The sequence below is a fragment of the Mesorhizobium sp. CNPSo 4661 genome (assembly GCF_057784215.1).
This window is the reverse complement of sequence record NZ_JBWGIO010000010.1, coordinates 245,999-264,152: the sequence shown is the minus strand read 5'-3', so window position 1 is coordinate 264,152 and position 18,154 is coordinate 245,999. Positions and strand designations below refer to the sequence as shown.

At 63.2% G+C, this 18,154-nt stretch carries 15 protein-coding genes and 1 pseudogene; 7 read left to right on the top strand and 9 right to left on the bottom strand.

Annotated elements, in window-relative coordinates; translation table 11 throughout:
• Positions 1-148 (bottom strand): annotated as a pseudogene (locus AC0YKC_RS17330) (5-aminolevulinate synthase); the annotation flags it as partial.
• A gap of 332 nt (positions 149-480) precedes the next feature.
• Here AC0YKC_RS17330 and galE point away from each other — a divergent pair.
• Positions 481-1,476: a UDP-glucose 4-epimerase GalE gene (galE, locus tag AC0YKC_RS17325; protein ID WP_320298870.1), complete on the top strand. Its 996-nt coding sequence runs from the start codon at positions 481-483 to the stop codon at positions 1,474-1,476.
• Between the two features lie 189 nt (positions 1,477-1,665).
• Positions 1,666-2,922, top strand: a complete 1,257-nt coding sequence (locus tag AC0YKC_RS17320) for a D-amino acid dehydrogenase (protein WP_488511914.1) — start codon at positions 1,666-1,668, stop codon at positions 2,920-2,922.
• 6 nt (positions 2,923-2,928) lie between these two features.
• Here AC0YKC_RS17320 and AC0YKC_RS17315 read toward each other — a convergent pair whose 3' ends face one another.
• The 7 genes from AC0YKC_RS17315 to AC0YKC_RS17285 form a co-directional block, all read right to left on the bottom strand.
• Positions 2,929-4,293 (bottom strand): FGGY-family carbohydrate kinase, encoded by a 1,365-nt coding sequence (locus AC0YKC_RS17315; protein WP_488511913.1) that lies wholly within the window; start codon positions 4,291-4,293, stop codon positions 2,929-2,931.
• Positions 4,290-4,604 carry an L-rhamnose mutarotase gene (gene rhaM / locus AC0YKC_RS17310; protein ID WP_320298867.1) on the bottom strand — a complete coding sequence of 105 codons (315 nt, stop codon included), beginning with the start codon at positions 4,602-4,604 and terminating at the stop codon, positions 4,290-4,292. The genes AC0YKC_RS17315 and rhaM overlap by 4 nt, the downstream gene beginning before the upstream one ends.
• Positions 4,604-5,605 (bottom strand): ABC transporter permease, encoded by a 1,002-nt coding sequence (locus AC0YKC_RS17305; RefSeq protein ID WP_488511911.1) that lies wholly within the window; start codon positions 5,603-5,605, stop codon positions 4,604-4,606. The genes rhaM and AC0YKC_RS17305 overlap by 1 nt, the downstream gene beginning before the upstream one ends.
• Positions 5,602-6,579, bottom strand: a complete 978-nt coding sequence (locus tag AC0YKC_RS17300; RefSeq protein ID WP_488511909.1) for an ABC transporter permease — start codon at positions 6,577-6,579, stop codon at positions 5,602-5,604. The genes AC0YKC_RS17305 and AC0YKC_RS17300 overlap by 4 nt, the downstream gene beginning before the upstream one ends.
• Positions 6,576-8,135, bottom strand: coding sequence for a sugar ABC transporter ATP-binding protein (locus AC0YKC_RS17295; RefSeq protein WP_488511908.1), 1,560 nt, complete (start codon positions 8,133-8,135; stop codon positions 6,576-6,578). Before AC0YKC_RS17295 ends, AC0YKC_RS17300 begins: the two co-directional genes overlap by 4 nt.
• 83 nt (positions 8,136-8,218) lie before the next feature.
• Complete coding sequence (gene rhaS / locus AC0YKC_RS17290; RefSeq protein ID WP_140647400.1) at positions 8,219-9,214, bottom strand: rhamnose ABC transporter substrate-binding protein; 996 nt, start codon at positions 9,212-9,214, stop codon at positions 8,219-8,221.
• Between the two features lie 55 nt (positions 9,215-9,269).
• Positions 9,270-10,079, bottom strand: a complete 810-nt coding sequence (locus AC0YKC_RS17285; RefSeq protein WP_320298862.1) for a DeoR/GlpR family DNA-binding transcription regulator — start codon at positions 10,077-10,079, stop codon at positions 9,270-9,272.
• Positions 10,080-10,267: 188 nt separating this feature from the next.
• Here AC0YKC_RS17285 and AC0YKC_RS17280 point away from each other — a divergent pair, with 188 nt between their 5' ends.
• The 5 genes from AC0YKC_RS17280 to AC0YKC_RS17260 all read left to right on the top strand — a co-directional run bounded on the left by AC0YKC_RS17280 (position 10,268) and on the right by AC0YKC_RS17260 (position 17,692).
• Complete coding sequence (locus tag AC0YKC_RS17280) at positions 10,268-12,370, top strand: bifunctional rhamnulose-1-phosphate aldolase/short-chain dehydrogenase (protein ID WP_488511906.1); 2,103 nt, start codon at positions 10,268-10,270, stop codon at positions 12,368-12,370.
• Positions 12,371-12,463: 93 nt separating this feature from the next.
• Positions 12,464-13,756, top strand: coding sequence for an L-rhamnose catabolism isomerase (gene rhaI / locus AC0YKC_RS17275; protein ID WP_320298860.1), 1,293 nt, complete (start codon positions 12,464-12,466; stop codon positions 13,754-13,756).
• Positions 13,757-13,994: 238 nt separating this feature from the next.
• Positions 13,995-15,734 (top strand): gamma-glutamyltransferase, encoded by a 1,740-nt coding sequence (ggt, locus tag AC0YKC_RS17270; RefSeq protein ID WP_488511905.1) that lies wholly within the window; start codon positions 13,995-13,997, stop codon positions 15,732-15,734.
• A gap of 216 nt (positions 15,735-15,950) precedes the next feature.
• A complete protein-coding gene (locus AC0YKC_RS17265; RefSeq protein WP_488511904.1) occupies positions 15,951-16,742 on the top strand; it encodes a hypothetical protein in 792 nt (263 codons plus the stop codon).
• Positions 16,706-17,692 carry a hypothetical protein gene (locus AC0YKC_RS17260; RefSeq protein WP_488511903.1) on the top strand — a complete coding sequence of 329 codons (987 nt, stop codon included), beginning with the start codon at positions 16,706-16,708 and terminating at the stop codon, positions 17,690-17,692. The genes AC0YKC_RS17265 and AC0YKC_RS17260 overlap by 37 nt, the downstream gene beginning before the upstream one ends.
• Before the next feature lie 67 nt (positions 17,693-17,759).
• Here the strand turns inward: AC0YKC_RS17260 and AC0YKC_RS17255 are convergent, their stop codons facing one another.
• Positions 17,760-18,104: a hypothetical protein gene (locus AC0YKC_RS17255; RefSeq protein ID WP_140647415.1), complete on the bottom strand. Its 345-nt coding sequence runs from the start codon at positions 18,102-18,104 to the stop codon at positions 17,760-17,762.
• Positions 18,105-18,154: the final 50 nt, after the last annotated feature.

Genomic DNA, 18,154 nt, shown 5'->3' with positions numbered 1-18,154 from the left:
AGACGGTGATTTCCTGGGCGCGGCCGTTGGAACGCCAGATGGCGCGCGGGAACTTGCCAACGATGCGCTCGAGGTCGGCGAAAACGCGGTAGCGACGCTCGGCGTGGAGCTGGTCGATCGCATCCTCGAAGAACCGCTGGTAATTCATGTCGGCTTCCCAATTTTGCGGCGGATCATAGTCACTGGCCCATGCCACGTCCACCGGACCCCACCGGTCAAAATGCCACGCCCCGGCCCTGTTCCTAACGATGCCGGATCGTGGCCTATTCCCGGCTGTTTGAAGCAGCTTTGTTTCAGTACGATGCCTCGGACGGGAGGAACTGTTACGGACTTAACATTATGGGGAGGCGTATGCATATCGCCCAAAAGTGCACAGCGGTTTTGGGGGAACGACATAGGCTTTAGCGGGCTTGCGGCGGGGTTTCCAGCACGGTGGCTGTTGAGACAGTTTCCGATAAATCTTGATCAGCGAGGTAGAAAATGACGGTTTTGGTGACGGGCGGTGCCGGCTATATCGGCAGCCACATGGTCTGGGAGCTGCTCGACGCCGGCGAGAGCGTCGTGGTGCTCGACCGGCTTTCCACCGGCTTCGAATGGGCGGTGGCGCCCGAGGCAAAGCTCGTGATCGGCGACGTCGCCGACAAGGAACTGGTCGGCCAGGTGATCCGCGAAAACAAGGTCGACGCCATCATCCATTTCGCCGGCTCGATCGTGGTGCCGGAATCGGTCGCCGATCCGCTCGGCTACTACGAGAACAACACCTGCAAGACCCGCACGCTGATCGAAACCGCGGTGCGTGAAGGCGTGCCGCACTTCATCTTCTCCTCCACTGCCGCCGTCTATGGCGGCGCCGGGCTGGAGCCGGTGCGCGAGGATGCCCGCCTTGCGCCGGAATCGCCTTATGGCCTCTCCAAGCTGATGAGCGAATGGATGCTGCGCGATGCGGCGCTGGCGCACGACATCCGCTATACGGCACTGCGCTATTTCAACGTTGCCGGCGCCGATCCGAAGGGCCGCACCGGACAGTCGACGCCCGGCGCCACGCATCTGATCAAGGTCGCCTGCGAGACCGCGCTCGGCAAGCGCCCCTTCATGCAGGTCTTCGGCAATGATTATCCGACGCCGGACGGCACCTGCATGCGCGATTATATCCATGTCAGCGATCTCGCCGCCGCGCACCGGCTGGCGCTGCAGCGGCTGCGCGACGGCGGGAGTAGCCTCGTCGCCAATTGCGGCTACAGCCATGGCTATTCGGTGCTGGAAGTGATCGACAGCGTGCGCCGCGCCTTCGGCCATGACTTCGATGTGCGTATGGGGGACCGCCGGCCGGGCGACGCCGCCGCGGTGGTCGCCAATTCCGAGCTCGCCCGCAAGGAGCTCGGCTGGACGCCGCAGCGCGACGATCTCGACCTGATCGTCAATGATGCGTTGGCGTGGGAGCGCATTCTGACGACCAAGAACTCGGTTCGAAACTGAGCAATTCCAGGAAAAGTGTGTAGCGGTCAGGCTCGGCGACTTCGCCGTAGCCTTCCGTCCGGAATTGCGTCAAGACAAATAGTCCATCTGTTGGGCCAAGGGCTCGTGCGACCTCTGCAGAGGCGTTAAGGGATAGCCGGAGCGGTGCGCAGAAGCGTGCCGCCCGGCACGATCCTTGAGGGGGATGGCATGAAGGTCCTGGTTCTCGGCGCCGGCGTGGTTGGCACGGCGGCCGCCTACTATCTGGCCAAAGACGGTCATGAGGTGACGGTGATCGAGCGCCATGAAGCGGCGGCGCGGGGCACCAGCCAGTCGAATGCCGGTCTGGTGTCGCCGGGCGACGCCACCGCCTGGGCCTCGCCGGCTGCGCTGAAAACCTTCCTGCGCGCGCTCTGGAATCACGATCTCGGCATCAAGGTGAGGCTGCGCCTCGATCCGTATTTCTATGCCTGGAGCCTGCGTTTCCTGCGCGAATGCACGATCAAGCGGCTGCGCGCCAACACCGACATCAAGCTGAGACTGGCGCTCCACTCGCGCGCGTGCATCAATCAACTGTCGGAGGAGACCGGCATCCATTACGACGAGCGCAAGAAGGGCATTCTCTACTTTTTCCGGTCGCAGAAGAGCCTCGACACCGGCACCGACAATTACCGCTATCTCGGCGAGCACGGCCTGCCGATCGAGATTGTCGGCCGCGAGCGCCTGGTCGAGCTGGAGCCGGGCCTTGCCGGCGTGAAGGAAAAGATCGCCGGCGGCATCTATTCGCCGATCGACCAGACCGGCGATTCCAAGCAGTTCACCGACAGGCTCGCCGCCTATGCCGCCGAGAAGCTCGGCGTCAGATTCCTGTTCGGCACGACGATCCAGGGTCTCGACATCGAGGGCGACCGTGTGCGGGCGGTCATCACCTCGGCAGGGCCGGTCACAGGCGACGCCGTCGTCATCTCCATGGGACCGGAAAGCGGCTTGCTCGGCCGACGTTACGGCATCGACTTGCCGGTTTATCCGGTGAAGGGCTATACGGCGACCATTCCCCTGGAGGACGAAAGCAAGGGGCCGACCATGGGCGGCGCCGACGAGGATCGGCTGATCGGCTATTCGAGGCTCGGCAATCGCCTGCGCATGTCCTCGACGGCCGAATTCACCGGTTTCGACCGCAGCTTCAAGCCCGGCGATTTCAGGACCATCCTGGAAACCGGCAAGGATCTTTTCCCGGGTGCCTTCGACGAGAAGAAGGCCGTGCTGTGGGCCGGCTTGAGGCCGATGATGCCGAACTCGGTGCCGGTGATCGGCCAGGCGAAATACCGCAATCTCTATCTCGACACCGGCCACGGCCATGTCGGCTGGACCATGGCCTGCGGCTCCGGCCAATTCCTGGCCGACGTCGTCGCCGGCCGCAAGCCGCAGATCGACCCGCGGGGACTGCTTTACGGGACGGCGCGCTGAGCCGGCTTAGAGCTTCACGGCCTGCTGCCACGCCAACACGTATTCGCCCCAGGCGCGCTCGACTGGCGGTGCGGTGCGCTCACCCTTGCTCATCACGGTCACACCATCTGAGGCCAATAATGCCGCCCCGATGCTGGTGCCCGTCGAGGTCTCCGACGTAGCGACCGGTCGTCCCGTCGCTGCCGCCAGCATGCAGTTGAAAAGCGGGTTTTGCGCGAACGGTCCCTCGACGGTTGTCGGCCCGTCGCCGCCAATCAGCTCCAGGCAGGTCGCGGTCATCAGCGCCAGGTAGAACGAAATGGCGGCGAAGCGCTGGCCGGGGGTTAGGTCGTCGGCATTGGCCCACTGTGCGTCGCGGTGCGGGAAAGGCCCGGAGCCCTGTTGGGTGGAAGGCAGCAGCAAGGCCTGCCGCGCCAGAACGGCGACAATATCGGCCTCGCTCCATTCCTGTGGCTGGCCCTCGGTCAGCAGCGAAAACTCGCGTCCACCCATGAAGCGCGCCGAAGGCACCGGATCGCCGAGCGCGTTGACATTGACCAGCGTGTCACGTGCCGGGTCGAGTTCCACCGTCCTGCCGCCAACCGCCATCGACACCACCCATGTGCCGGTCGAAACGACCGAGAAGGGCGGCCGATCGGACAACAGATGCGGCAACAGCGAGGCGTTGGAATCGTGCAGTCCGCAGAACACCGGAGTCTGCTCGTCGAGCCCGGTGCGTCGCGCAAGCGCTGGCAGGATTGGACCAAGCCGGTCTTTTGCCGGCCGCACCGGCGCCATCAGTTGGCGCCACCCCATCTTGTCGACCAGCGAGGAATAGTCGGAGGTCCAGGGGTTCCACAGATCGGTGTGGCAGCCGAGCGACGTCGCCTCGTTGGCTGCGACGCCGGTCAGCCGCAGCGCCCAATATTGCGGGTACATCAGCATCGCAGCGGCCCTGGCGAATTCCGCTGGGAACCACTTCTGCTGCCAGAAGAGCTGCGCGCCGAGATTGAGGCCGATCGGCAGCCGCGGCGTGCCGGTCTCGGCAAAGGGGGGGCGGACGGCGTCGTAGTCGGCCGCAAGCCAATTGGGACCGTCGAACTCATAGTCGAGCACCGGGAGCACCAGTTCGCCTGAGGCGTCCACCAGCGCGCCGGTCGCGCCATGCGTGGTGATCGAAATGGCGTCGATCCGCCGTTCGCCGTCGAGATAGGTCAGGCTGTTCAGGATGAACGTCCACAGCGCCTCGACATCGTGGTGCGGGTAGGGCGCGTGCCGCACCGGCGAGTTCGCCGTGCGGCGCAGCGCAATTTCGCTCAGCGTCGTGAGATCGACCAGCGCCACCTTGGCGTTGCTCTTGCCGATGTCGATGACGGCGACGTGGCGGATCATGCCATATGGAACAACGTTTCCAGCGGCACCGCCACCGGTTCGTTGTCGGCTTTGGTTTCCATGACGTCGGCCATATGCGCCCACCAGCGCTGCATCACCGGATGCTTGGGCAAGTCCGCCATGTCGTGATCGTCACGGCGCCAAAGCACGCCGAACAGGATGTCGGTCTCCTCGTCGAGGTGGATCGAATAGTCGGAGACGCCGGCCCGCTTCAGAAGCGCCACCAGCTCAGGCCAGATCTCGTCATGGCGACGCTTGTATTCGGCTTTCATCCCGGGATTGAGCTTCATCTTGAAGGCGTATTTTTCCATCAGGCGAAGCGCCCTTCGCGCAGTCGCCGCCAGACGATCGGCAGCGCAATGACGATGATCAGCAACAGGCCGATGAAGATCGACATGACGATGCCCGGCACGTTGAGCAGGCCGAGCCCGAACGTCACCAGCCCCATGATGAAGGCGGCAAGCACGACGCCGAGGATGCTGCCGGCGCCTCCGAGGATCGAGACGCCGCCCAGCACCACCATGGTGATGGCTTCCAGCTCATAGCCCTGCGCGATCGACGGCCGCGTCGAACCGAGCCGCGACGTGATCAGCACAGAGGCTATGCCCGACATCAGCCCGGTCAGGCAAAACAGGATGAACTTGATGCGGGCAACGCGCACGCCGGAGAACTGGCAGGCGACCGGATTGTTGCCGATGGCGAAGACGCGACGGCCAAAAGCCGTGCGGTGCAGCACGAACCAGTAGATCAAAGCCGCGACGAGGAACAGCGCCAGCTCGAACGAGAAGACCCACCAGACGTAACCCTGGCCGAAGGAGGCGAAGCTTTCCGGATAGCCCTTGTAGGCCTGGTCGCCGAGGATGATGAAGGCGATGCCGCGGAATAGGCTCATCGTGCCGATGGTGACGACGATGGAAGGCAGGCCGAGGCGGGTGACCAGCAGCCCGTTGAAGGCGCCGCAGCCCAAGCCGACGACGATGCCGATCGCCACCAGCACCGGCGTGCCGGCGCCGGCCTGCACGGCCATGCCCATCATCGTCGAGGCTAAAGCCACGATCGCCGCGACCGAAAGGTCGATCTCGCCGGAGATGATCAGCAGCGCCATGGCTAAAGCGATCAGCCCTTTTTCCGTGAAGTTGAAGGTAAGGTCCGACAGCGACCACGGGTCGAGGAAGTAGGGCGAGGCGAAGCTGTTCACAGCGAAGATGGCGACCGCGATGACGACGAGCAGCGCCTCCCAGGAGAAGATCGCCGAGGACAGCGGCTTGTCGAGCCGGTCGGGGATATGGCGCGGGTGAGGGGCGTCGGTCATGCCGCTTCCGCCTTTCTGAGGATGATGCGACCCTGCCGGCGTTCGCCGCGCGCGTTGAGCACCACGGCCAGGATGATGGCGCTGCCCGAGATCGCCATCTGCCAGAAGGGCGAGATGTTGATGACCGGCAGTGCGTTGGAGATGATGCCGAGGAACAGCGCGCCCAGCACCGCGCCGCCGACCGAGCCGATGCCGCCGGCGATCGAAATGCCGCCGATGACGCAGGCCGCGATGATGTTGAGCTCATAGCCGTTGGCGACCTCGACCGAGGCGATCACGTAGCGCGAGATCCACAGATAGCCGGCGAGCCCGCCGATCATGCCGGAAATGCAAAAGACGATGAACTTGGTGCGGCCGACATCGATGCCGGCATAGACCGAGGCGGTCGGGTTGACGCCGATGGCGTGGATCGAGCGGCCGATCGCGGTCCGCGTCATCACCAGGAAGAACAGCGCGATCACGATGATGGCGATCCACGACAGCACCGGCAGGCCGAGGAAGGCGGCGCGCTGGAAGTTGATGAAGGCGGGGCTCATCTGGTCGGCGTTGACCCAGGCGCCGCCCGAGATGACGAAGGTGGCGCCGCGATAGATGGTGAGCGTGCCCAGCGTCACCACGATCGACGGGATGTTCAGCCGCCACACCAGCAAGCCGTTGATCGCGCCGAGCACCAGGCCAACCAATAATGCGATCACGATCAGCACCGGGATCGGGATCGCCGGATGCGCGGCGTTGAGCATCGCCACCACCATGCCGGTGAAGCAGAGGTTGGACGCCATCGACAGGTCGATCGATCGCGTCAGGATCACCACCATCTGTCCGAGCGCCAGGATCATCAGGATCGAGGTGTCGTTGAACACCTGGCGCAGATTGGCCGGGTCGGCGAAGCCCGGAAAGCGCGTCGAGATCAGGCCGATCAGCACGACGATGCCGGCAAGCAGCCAGATCTCGCGATATTTGAGGAAGCTCTTCATGCCGCGATCCCCGCTGCCGTTCGAACCAGCGTTTCGGCGTCCAGCCCCTTGTTGTCGTACGTCGCCGCGATGCGGCCTTCGCGCATGACCACGACGCGGTCGGACATGCCGAGGATTTCGGGCAGTTCCGACGAGACCATGATCACCGAAAGGCCTTGCGCGACCAACTCGGCCATGAAGCCGTGCACGGCGGCCTTGGAGCCGATGTCGATGCCTTTGGTCGGCTCGTCGAGGATGATCACCTTGGGCGTTGTGGCCAGCCATTTGGCGATGACCACCTTCTGCTGGTTGCCGCCGGAAAGCGTGCCGACATCCTGGCTGAGCGATGAGGCGCGCAGATCGAGCCGCTCGGTGTAGGAGCGGGCGAGCGAGAATTCTTCCGCCAGGCTCAGCACGCCGGATTTCGAGGTGCGCGCCAGTGATGGCAGCGACACGTTCTGGAAGATCGGCAGGCCGATCACCACGCCCTGCTTGCCGCGTTCTTCCGGCACATAGACGATGCCGGCCTCGATCGAGTCGGCCGCCGATCTCGGCGCGATCGTCTGGCCGTCCAGCGAAATCGCGCCCCGGCTGGTGCGCGTGATGCCGGCGATCGCCTGCATGACCTCGCTGCGGCCGGCGCCGACCAGCCCGTAGAAACCGAGGATCTCGCCCTTGCGCAGCTCGAAACCGATATCGTCGAATTCGGTCGGATGCGACAGGCCGGAGACGGACAGCACCGGCGCGCCGATCTTCGGCTCGCGCTGCGGGAAGATGTGGTCGACGTTGCGGCCGACCATCATGCGCACGATCTCGTTCTGGCCGGTGTCCTTGAGCAGGCCTTCGCCGACCATCTCGCCGTCGCGGAAGACGGTGTAGCGGTCGGCGATGCGGTAGATCTCGTCGAACTTGTGGCTGATGAAGAGCACGGCCTTGCCTTCGCTCTTCAGGAATTCGATGAGCAGGAAAAGCTCCTCGATTTCTTTCATCGAAAGCGCCGCGGTCGGCTCGTCCATGATGACGATGCGCGCGTCGATCGACATGGCGCGGGCGACAGCCACGAGGTGCTTGTTGGCGATGCCGAGGTCCTTCAGTCGCGCGTCGGCGTCGATATGGCCGGCGCGCATCGTCTCCAGCACCTCGCGGGCTTGTCTGCGCATGGTGCGCCAGTCGATGGTGCCGAAGCGGGTGCGCGGCGCGTGGCCGAGGAAGATGTTTTCGGCGACCGAAAGATCGTCGAACAGCACGGTTTCCTGATGGATGGCGGTGATGCCGTGGCCGAAGGCGGCATGCGCGCTGGGCAGCGTCGTGGCCTGGCCGTCAATGCCGATCTCGCCTGAATCGGGCTGGTAGATGCCGGTCATGATCTTGACCAGCGTCGACTTGCCGGCGCCGTTCTCGCCGATCAGCGCGGTGACTTGGCCCGGATAGAGCGACAGGCTGACATTGTGCAGCGCGCGCACGCCCGGGAAACTCTTGGAGATGCCCGACAGCGTCAGGCGCGGAGAGGCGCTTTGGGAGGGGCCGGAGGGCTGGGGTCGCTCCGTCTCCGCTTTGCGCTGGGCTGTCGTGTCCATATCGTATCAGGCCCTGAGAGAAGGTCCGTTTGAGGATGCGGCGGGACAGTTGTCCCGCCGCATGAGCGTTAAGTCGACCAGGATCAGTAGATCTTCGAGAACTTCTCGATGTTGGTCTTGTCGAACTGGAAGGGCGGAGCCATCGCGGCCGAGTTGGTGTCGTCGAGCGTCACCTTGCCGACGCGGCCGATCGACAGCGTGGCGCCGGGCTTCGCCTCTTCCTTCTTCACCGCCAGGTCATGGGCGAGATAGATCGCCGAATAGCCGAGATCGATCGGGTTCCACAGCGCAACCGCCTGGCTGGCGCCATTGTCGATGAACTTCTTGAACTCCGACGGCAGGGCGAGGCCGGTGACGTTGACCTTGCCGATCAGGTTCTCGTCGGTGACGACCTGCGCAGCCGCTACAACACCAACTGTGGTCGGCGCGATGATCGCCTTGAGGTTCGGGTAGGACTTCAACAGGCCCTTGGCTTCGTCGGTGCTCTTGGCCGAGTCGTCATCGCCATAGACGGTGGCGACCAGCTTGATCTTCGGGAACTTCTCCGGCAGCACTTTCTTGGCCGCTTCGATCCAGGCGTTCTGGTTCGTCGCCGTCGAGGAGGCCGACAGGATCGCGACATCGCCGCCTTCCGGCAGGTAGTCGGCGGCGAGCTTGATGATGGTCTCGCCGATCAGGCCGGTGTCGGACGGATTGAGGTGGAGCTGGCGGCCTTCCTTGGCGACGCCGGAATCCCATGAGATGACGGTGATGCCGCGCTCCATCGCCTTCTTCAGCACCGGCACCAGCGCGTCGGCGTCATTGGCCGAAACGGCGATCGCGTTGACCTTCTGCGCGATCAGTGAATTGATCACTTCGATCTGCGCTTCGGCGGTCGCCTTGGTCGGGCCGGTGTAGATGACGTCGACATCGCCCAGTTCCTTGGCCGCTTCCTCGGCGCCCTTGTTGGCGGCGTCGAAGAAGCCGTTGCCGAGCGACTTCACCACCAGCGCGATCTTGACGTTCTCGGCATAGGCGGCATTCACGAACATGGCGGCGGAAAAGGCCGCCGTGACCAGCAGTTTCTTCAAAAAGCTCATCGAATATCCTCCCTTGAGCGTTGCATTCCATCGCCGCTGCGGGCGTGAGTTTTCCTCAGGCCTGCAGTGAAGATTCTTCCTTCTCGCTTGACTGTCTGCGGGCGACGATCAGCGCCACGCCCGCCGTTTCGAGCATCTTGGCCTCGCGGTCCTCGATACCATCGTCGGTGATCACGGTCGCGATGCGCGACAGCCCGCACAGGATCAGGCTGGAGCGCATGCGGAATTTCGAGGAATCGACCAGCACCACCAGCTCGTCGGCCTGGTCGATCAATTTCTGCTCGGCCTGGATCAGCAGCGGGTCGCCTTCCATCAGCCCGAGCGGGCCCAACCCTTGCGCGCCCATGAACATGCGACGCGCATAGAAGTTGCGCGTCACGTCATTGTCGAAGGGCGACAGGATGATGTTCTGCTCGCGGTAGATTGTGCCCCCCGACAGCATCACCGTGTTCTTGGAGTGCTTGAGCAGATGCTCGGCGATCGGGAACGAGTTGGTGAAGATCGGCATGCGGCGTCCGGTCAGGAAATGCACCATCTGGAAGGTGGTGGTGCCGCCATTGATGATGATCGGCTCGCCGTCCGTGCAAAGGTTGACCGCTTCCCGCGCGATCGCCCGCTTCTGCGCGGCGTTCAGCGTTTCGTTGACGGAGAAGGGCCGGCCGGCAAGGCCGATGAACTGCGGCGGCGAGATCGCCTCGGCGCCGCCGCGCACGCGACGCAGGCGCTTCTGGACATGCAGCGCCGCGATATCGCGCCGGATCGTCGCTTCGGAGGAGTCCGTCAGCTCGACCATCTCCTGAACCGTCACCACAGGCTTTTCCTGGACGGCGGACAGAATGATCCTGTGGCGCTCTTTCTCGTGCATGGTTCCTCCCTGCCCAGGCATCAGGCCTTAGAAAACGCGCAGTGTCAATCATTTCCGATCAAATATTTTCATTGTGCAGTGCAATATGATTGATATTGATCGTTTGTGATTGACAAGTGCGGCGCTTGCGTAGACATTCCCGGCGAGAAATGAGGGGCGCGGCGTTCGCGCTCCAAGGGAGGATACCTATGCTCGACAAGCGCTCCGGCTCGCGCCTCGCCAATCTGTGGGACGATGCAAAAGCCGAGGGGATGAGCGGTCCCGAGCTCCTGGTCTATCGCTCGAACACGCTAGGATCCGACAAGCGCGTCACCAACTATGGCGGCGGCAACACCTCGTCGAAGGTCTGGCAGAAGGACCCGCTCACCGGCGAGGACGTCGAGGTCCTCTGGGTCAAGGGCTCCGGCGGCGACAGCGCCTCGATCAAGCTCGACGGTTTCGCCACGCTCTACATGGACAAGCTGCGCGCCATCAAAAGTCTTTATCGCGGCGTCGAGCATGAGGACGAGATGGTGGGCTACCTGCCCCACTGCACCTTCAACCTCAATCCGCGCGCGGCCTCGATCGACACGCCGCTGCACGCTTACGTGCCGAAGCCTTGCGTCGACCACATGCATCCAGACGCCATCATCGCGGTCGCCGCGGCCAAGGATTCCAAGGCGATCACGAAGGAGATCTTCGGCGACGCCATCGGCTGGCTGCCCTGGAAGCGGCCGGGCTTCGAGCTTGGCCTGTGGCTGGAGAAATTCTGCCTCGAAAACCCCGACGCCAGGGGCGTGGTGCTCGAAAGCCATGGCCTGTTCACCTGGGGCGACACGCCGAAGGAATGCTACGAAACGACGATCTCGGTGATCAACCAGGCGATCGAATGGTTCGAGCGTCGGTCGGAAGGTGTGGCAATCTTCGGCGGTGAAGCGGTCAAGTCGCTCAATGCTCCGGCGCGCCGCGCCATCGCGGCCAAGCTGATGCCAAGGATCCGCGGCCTGATCTCTGAAAAGAGCCACAAGCTCGGCCATTTCGACGATCAGCCCGCCGTGCTCGAATTCGTGAACTCCAAGGACCTGCGGCCGCTGGCGGCGCTCGGCACCTCATGCCCCGACCACTTCCTGCGCACCAAGATCCGGCCGCTGGTGATCGAGTTCGATCCGGCAAAGCCCGATATCGACGCCGTCATCGCGCGGCTCGCCGACGACATTGCCGAATACCGCGTCGGCTACCAGGCCTACTACGACAGCTGCAAGCATCCGGACTCGCCGGCCATCCGCGATCCCAACGCCGTGGTCTATCTGATGCCCGGCGTCGGCATGTTCACCTTCGCCGGCGACAAGGCGACGGCGCGCATCTCCGGCGAGTTCTACGTCAACGCCATCAACGTCATGCGTGGCGCCTCGACGGTCTCGTCCTATGTCGGCCTGCCGGCGCAGGAAGCCTTCGACATTGAATACTGGCAGCTCGAGGAGGCCAAGCTGCAGCGCCTGCCGAAGCCGAAGGCGCTGGCGGGCCAGATCGCGCTGGTCACCGGCGGCGCCGGCGGCATCGGCCGCGCCACCGCCAACCGGCTGCTGCGCGAAGGCGCCTGCGTTGTGCTCGCCGATATCGACGAGACGGCATTGGCCAGCGCCAATGAAGAGCTGTCGAAGGCGTTCGGAAAAGACTTCGTCCGTCCGGTGCGGATCGATGTCACCTCCGAGGAGCAGGTGCTTTCCGCCTTCGCTGAGACGGCGGTCGAGTTCGGCGGCATCGACATCCTCGTCTCCAATGCCGGCCTCGCCTCCTCGGCGCCGATCGAGGAGACCACGCTGGCCTTGTGGAACAAGAACATGGACATCCTGTCCACCGGCTATTTCCTGGTTTCGCGCGAGGCCTTCCGGCTGTTCCGCGCCCAGAAGATCGGCGGCAATGTCGTCTTCGTCGCCTCCAAGAACGGGCTTGCCGCTTCGCCGAATGCGTCCGCTTATTGCACGGCCAAGGCGGCTGAGATCCACCTTGCCCGCTGCCTCGCGCTGGAGGGCGCGGAAGCGCAGATCAGGGTCAACGTCGTCAATCCGGACGCCGTGCTGCGCGGCTCCAAGATCTGGACCGGCGAGTGGAAGGAACAGCGCGCCGCAGCCTACAAGATGTCGACCGACGATCTCGAGGAACACTACCGCTCGCGCTCGATGCTGAAGCGCTCGGTTTTCCCGGAGGACATCGCCGAGGCGATCTACTTCTTTGCCTCTGGCATGTCGGCCAAGTCGACCGGCAACATCGTCAACGTCGACGCCGGCAACGCGCAAAGCTTTACGCGCTAGGTGCGCTTTCCCTTCTCCCCGTTCAACGGGGAGAAGGTGCCGCAGGCGGATGAGGGGCAGCGCCTGCCGAACGTATTCCTAGGAGGAACCGCAGTGTCCGAAACAATTATCCGCGCCGATCTCGTCGCCAGCCACAACGCCGCGCGCAAACCCGACCTCGAGCGCGACTACGCCTCCCTCGGCGAACGCCTCGACCGGCGTGGCATCGCCATCGACGCGATCCGCGACAAGGTCGAGAAATTCGGCGTGGCGATCCCGTCTTGGGGCGTCGGCACCGGCGGCACGCGCTTTGCCCGTTTCCCCGGCGCCGGCGAGCCGCGCGACATCTTCGACAAGATCGAGGATTGCGCCGTCATCAGCCAGCTGACGCAGGCCACACCTACCGTCTCGCTGCACATTCCCTGGGACAAGGCCGATCCGAACCGGCTGAAGCAGGCGGCCTCGCGCTTCGGCCTCGGCTTCGACGCGATGAACTCGAATACCTTCTCCGACGCGAAGGATCAGGAACGCTCCTACAAGTTCGGCTCGCTGTCACACGCCGATGCCGGCACGCGCCATCAGGCGGTCGAGCATAATCTCGAATGCATAGAGATCGGCAGGACGCTGGGCTCCAAGGCGCTGACGGTGTGGATCGGCGACGGCTCGAACTTCCCCGGTCAGGTCAATTTCGCAAGAGCCTTCGAGCGCTATCTCGACGCCATGCGCGAGATCTATGCCGGCCTGCCGGACGATTGGCGGCTGTTCACCGAGCACAAGATGTACGAACCGGCCTTCTATTCGACGGTCGTGCAGGACTGGGGCACCAACTACATCATCGCCAGGGAGTTAGGCGACAAGGCCTTCTGCCTGGTTGACCTCGGCCATCATGCGCCCAACGTCAACATCGAGATGATCGTGTCGCGGCTGATCCAGTTCGGCAAGCTCGGCGGCTTCCACTTCAACGATTCGAAATATGGCGACGACGACCTCGACGCCGGGTCCATCGATCCCTACCGGCTGTTCCTCGTCTTCAACGAGCTGGTCGACGCCGAGCTTTCGGGCGCCAAGGGCTTCAACCCCGCCCATATGCTCGACCAGAGCCACAACGTCACCGACCCGATCGAAAGCCTGATGCTGTCGGCGGTCGAGGTGCAGCGCGCCTATGCGCAGGCGCTGCTGGTCGACCGCAAGGCGCTTGAGGGTTTTCAGGACGCCAATGATGCGCTGATGGCGACGCAGACTTTGAAAGCTGCCTACCGCACCGACGTCGAGCCGATCCTCGCCATGGCGAGGCTGAGGACCGGCGGCGCCGTCGATCCCGTCGCTGCCTATCGTGAGGCCGGTTACCGGGCCAAGGTCGCGGCGGAACGGCCGGCGGTTGCGGGCGGTGGCGGCGGCATCGTCTGATAGGCCGAGCCAGGCCCCCTCATCCGACCGCTGCGCGGCCACCTTCTTCCCCAGGGGAGAAGAGGTCAACACCGTCGCAAGCTCCTCTCCCCGGGGGGAGAGGTCGGATTGCCCGAATTGCCCTTGCAATTCGACTTGGCAATCCGGGTGAGGGGGTCTCTCTCGCTGCTTCAATTATTATTGGACTAATTCGCCCTGACGGTCTTTCCTAGGCGTCCCCAACGCCAGGAGCACCGCCATGCCCTTGACTCGTCGGACGCTGATCGGCGTCATCCTTTCGCTCGCAATTACCCTCACGCCATCGACCATCGCCTTCGCCGCTTCACCGGCTCCCGCCAAAGGTGAGCACGGCATGGTGGTGACCGCCCAGCATCTCGCCACCGAAGTCGGCGTCGACGTGCTGAAGAAAGGCGGCAACGCGGTCGATGCCGCTGTCGCGGTCGGCTACGCGCTTGCCGTGGTCTATCCCAATGCCGGCAATATAGGCGGCGGCGGCTTCATGACCGTGCGCATGAAGGACGGCCGCACGACCTTCCTCGACTTCCGCGAGCGCGCGCCGCTCGCCGCCACCAAGACCATGTATCTCGACAAGGACGGCAATCCGGTGAAGGGCGCCAGCCTCGACGGTTATCTCGCCGTCGGCGTGCCGGGCTCGGTGGCTGGTTTCGAGATGGCGCGCGAGAAATACGGCACGCTCTCAAGGCAGGATCTGATGGCGCCGGCAATCGCCTACGCCAAGGACGGCTTCGTGCTCAATCAGGGCGACGCGGCTTCCTTCGCCGGCAGCGCCGCGCGGCTGGCGAAGGATCCCGCGGCCGCCGCCATCTTCCTGAAAAAGGACGGCAAGCCCTACGGCGTCGGCGAGAAGCTCGTTCAGCCGGACCTTGCCGCCTCGCTTTCGGCGATCTCGGAAAAGGGGCCGGACGCCTTCTACAAAGGGTCGATCGCCGACGCCATCGTCAAGGCGAGCGGCGCCAAGGGGGGCATCCTCGCCAAGGGCGATTTCGAGCAATATGCCGTGCGCGAGCTGAAGCCCGTGACCTGCTCCTACCGCGGCTACGAGATCATCTCCTCGCCGCCGCCGAGTTCCGGCGGTGTCATCATCTGCGAGATTCTCAACGTGCTGGAAGGCTATCCGCTCGACTATCTCGGCCCGGGTTCCGCCGAGACGGTCCATGTCATGGTCGAGGCCATGCGCCATGCCTATGTCGACCGCAACTCGGCGCTGGGCGACCCGGATTTCGTCGACAATCCGGTGTCGAAGCTTCTCGACAAGGCTTACGCGAAAGACATTCGCGACAAGATCGATCCCTTCCGTGCCGGCGTGTCGAAGGACCTGATGCCCAAGGGCTTCGGCGAGTCGAAGGAAACCACTCACTATTCGATCGTCGACAATGACGGCAACGCGGTCGCGGTCACCTATACGCTGAACGGCTCCTTCGGCGCCGGGGTCGTCGCCGACGGCACTGGCATCCTGCTCAACAACGAGATGGACGATTTCACCCAGAAGCCCGGTGTACCGAACCTCTACGGGCTGGTCCAGGGCGAGGCCAACGCCATCCAGCCGAAGAAGACGCCTTTATCCTCGATGAGCCCGACGATCGTCACCAGGGACGGCAAGCCGTTCATGGTCATCGGCAGTCCGGGCGGTTCGCGCATCATCACCATCACGCTGGAGGCGATCGTCAACGTCATCGACCACGGCATGGACATCCAGCAGGCGATCGACGCGCCGCGCATCCATCATCAATGGCTGCCGGACACGGTCTATGTCGAGCCTTTCGGGCTTTCGCCGGACACGGAGCGGCTGCTTGCCGGCATGGGCTATCATCTCGATCTGAGCGACCAGACCTGGGGGCAGGCCGCCGGCATTCTGGTCGGCGGCAAGAGCCTCGGCGAAATCGAGAAGGGTGGCGGCGCGCGCTACAACGGCGCCATCGACAGCCGCGCGGCAGCGGGGGAAGCGCTGGGTTACTAGGCTCGGGGCCTGGATGGAGCGCGTGGTCCGCCCTGGACGGGCTGTTCGGGTGCGGAAGGACAGTTGGTCTGCCGGCCAATCGGGCCTTGGGTGCCACTATGCCCAGGTAATTAAAGATTTATGAGAAATTCGTTAGAAGGCGAAGTAGCGGACGTTGTCGCTGTATGCGATATGCGGAGGCCGTTTGGTGGGCGGCGGTTTGGCGGCGGTCGATGAATGAGTCAGAATTTTTCTTTGGTGGTTCCTACGCGCGACGGAGCGCCGCACAGTCTGATAATTGCCGAGGAATATCGACGACTGGGGATTGAAATTCGGTACTTCGTCGATAGCCGTTCAGCGCCGCGATACATGGAAGATGTGCTTCGCAGAGTGGACTCGGCCACCAAGCTATCGGTCAAGTGGGGCGCTTCTTATGTCGAAGGCATTCTGCCGAAGATTGCAGCCGTTTCAGGCGCAAAGCGTATTTTCCGGTTGGACGACGATGAATTTCCCTCACCTGCCCTGCTGACCTGGCTGCGCGATGTTGCCGCGCCGACAGATAAACCAGTGGTCGCCGTTCCGCGCCGCGCCGTAGCCGTTATCGATTCCATAGCTGTTTTTGCCGCGAATCTGCCCAATCTGCCGCCACTAGACTTTCAGTTTAGAGGGTTCCTCGTCGATTCGGTAAGATTCAAGAAGAAGATCCACACGCCGGGCTTCTCGTTCAATGAATCCGACGTTTTGTACGCGCCTCCAGAATGCCACATGTACCATTTCGACTGGGTTGTACGAAATCGCGAGCAGCGGGCCAGCAAGCTCGAATTCTACGAGAGAAAGGAGCCCGGGGCGTTCGAATTGATGAAGTATCAATATCTCTACGAGGACTTCGATCCGACCCTTTATGAATTTAGCCCGGTGGATGATCCGGACATATCGGCCCTGGCCCTTCGGCTCCATGACGAGCCGCCCGCGCCCATGGTGGCGCCCATGGGATGGAAGCAGCTTTTCCGAAGGATCGCCTGTCGATGAATCCCTTTCGCTTCGCGGCGTTTCAGCGGCCATTGCTCGACCCATCGGCAGGTGGCCGGCAGGCAGGTATCTTCATAACGCACGTGCTGAACGATCGAATACAGGCTCATTTTGACCGCCTCCGCCGCGAAACGGAGGACATCATCGACTGGCAGCTCGCCTATAATCCGTGGACGTTGAGCGACCTCGTCGCCGGACGAGGAGAATTCGAGATCGACCCGACCTCCGTGCGCGTGCGGCAAGCCATGAGCAACGGGCAGTTGTCGATGGGCTATATGGACATTGTCCTCTTCCCTTTGATGAGGTCTGCAAATCGGGAATTCGTCTGGGTTCTCGAATATGACGTCGACTTTGCCGGCCGATGGCACGATTTCTTCCGCCAGTTTTCAAGCAATGGCGCGGACTTGCTCACGACGACGCTCAATACCCGTCGCCGCGATCCGCGCTGGGCATTCTGGAACTTGGCAAATGGACCGTGCCCGAAATCACGGCACACGAGGGGATTTCTGCCGATCATGCGCGTTTCGAGACGCTTGGTTGACATCTATGAGGAGGCGCTCTCGACAGGCGAATGGAGTGGGCACTACGAATTCCTCGTGCCGACGATTGCGCGCGTTCATGGTCTCAGGATCGAGGACATCGGCGGGAACGGGCCGTTTGTGCCCTGGCGCCGGAGGAGAAGAAATTATCTGAATGCGGCGAAGGACCCCCATCTCAGTCCGGGGACGTTCGTCTGGCGCCCTTCGATGACGGCTTATTTTCACGAAGACGATACCGCCTTCCCGCAGCGGGGCATGCTTTACCATCCGATCAAGGCCGACGTGGTCGAATGGCAGGCCGAAGCGCCTGAAGCGCTAGAGCAATTCCAGGAAAAGTGCGTAGCGGTTTTCCGTCCGGAATTGCGTAAAAACAAAGACTTAGAGCGGTTCGGCGATTCCGTGAAACGCTGAACCGCGCTAGCCGAGGCCATCTGATGCGCAGAGGCCTGGCTTTATCGCAAAGCAGCTGGATTTTTTCTCAGACGACCAGCGTGATGGTCGAAGCGATCAGCATCACGGCGGCGATGGCGACGAACAGCGCATAGATGCGCGGCCGGTCGAGCAGCAGCGCATTGCCCGAGATCCAGGCAGCCGTGGCGCCGCCAAGCGCGAACAGGAAGCCGTTGCGGTGGCCGAACGACATGGAGGCGGCCATCAGGCCGCCGATGATCAGCGCGCCGAAGACGATGATGACGGCGACCGCGTATTTCTCGAAATCATTGCCGCCGCCCATCGCCGGCCCCATCGCATTGAGATTGGGCAGGTCGTCCGGATCGAAGGGGTTGGTCGAGCCGTATTCGTCTTGACCGAGGGATTCGCGCATTATTCGTTCTCCGCTGAGCGGCAACAAACCATCAACGCCTGACGAGCGCA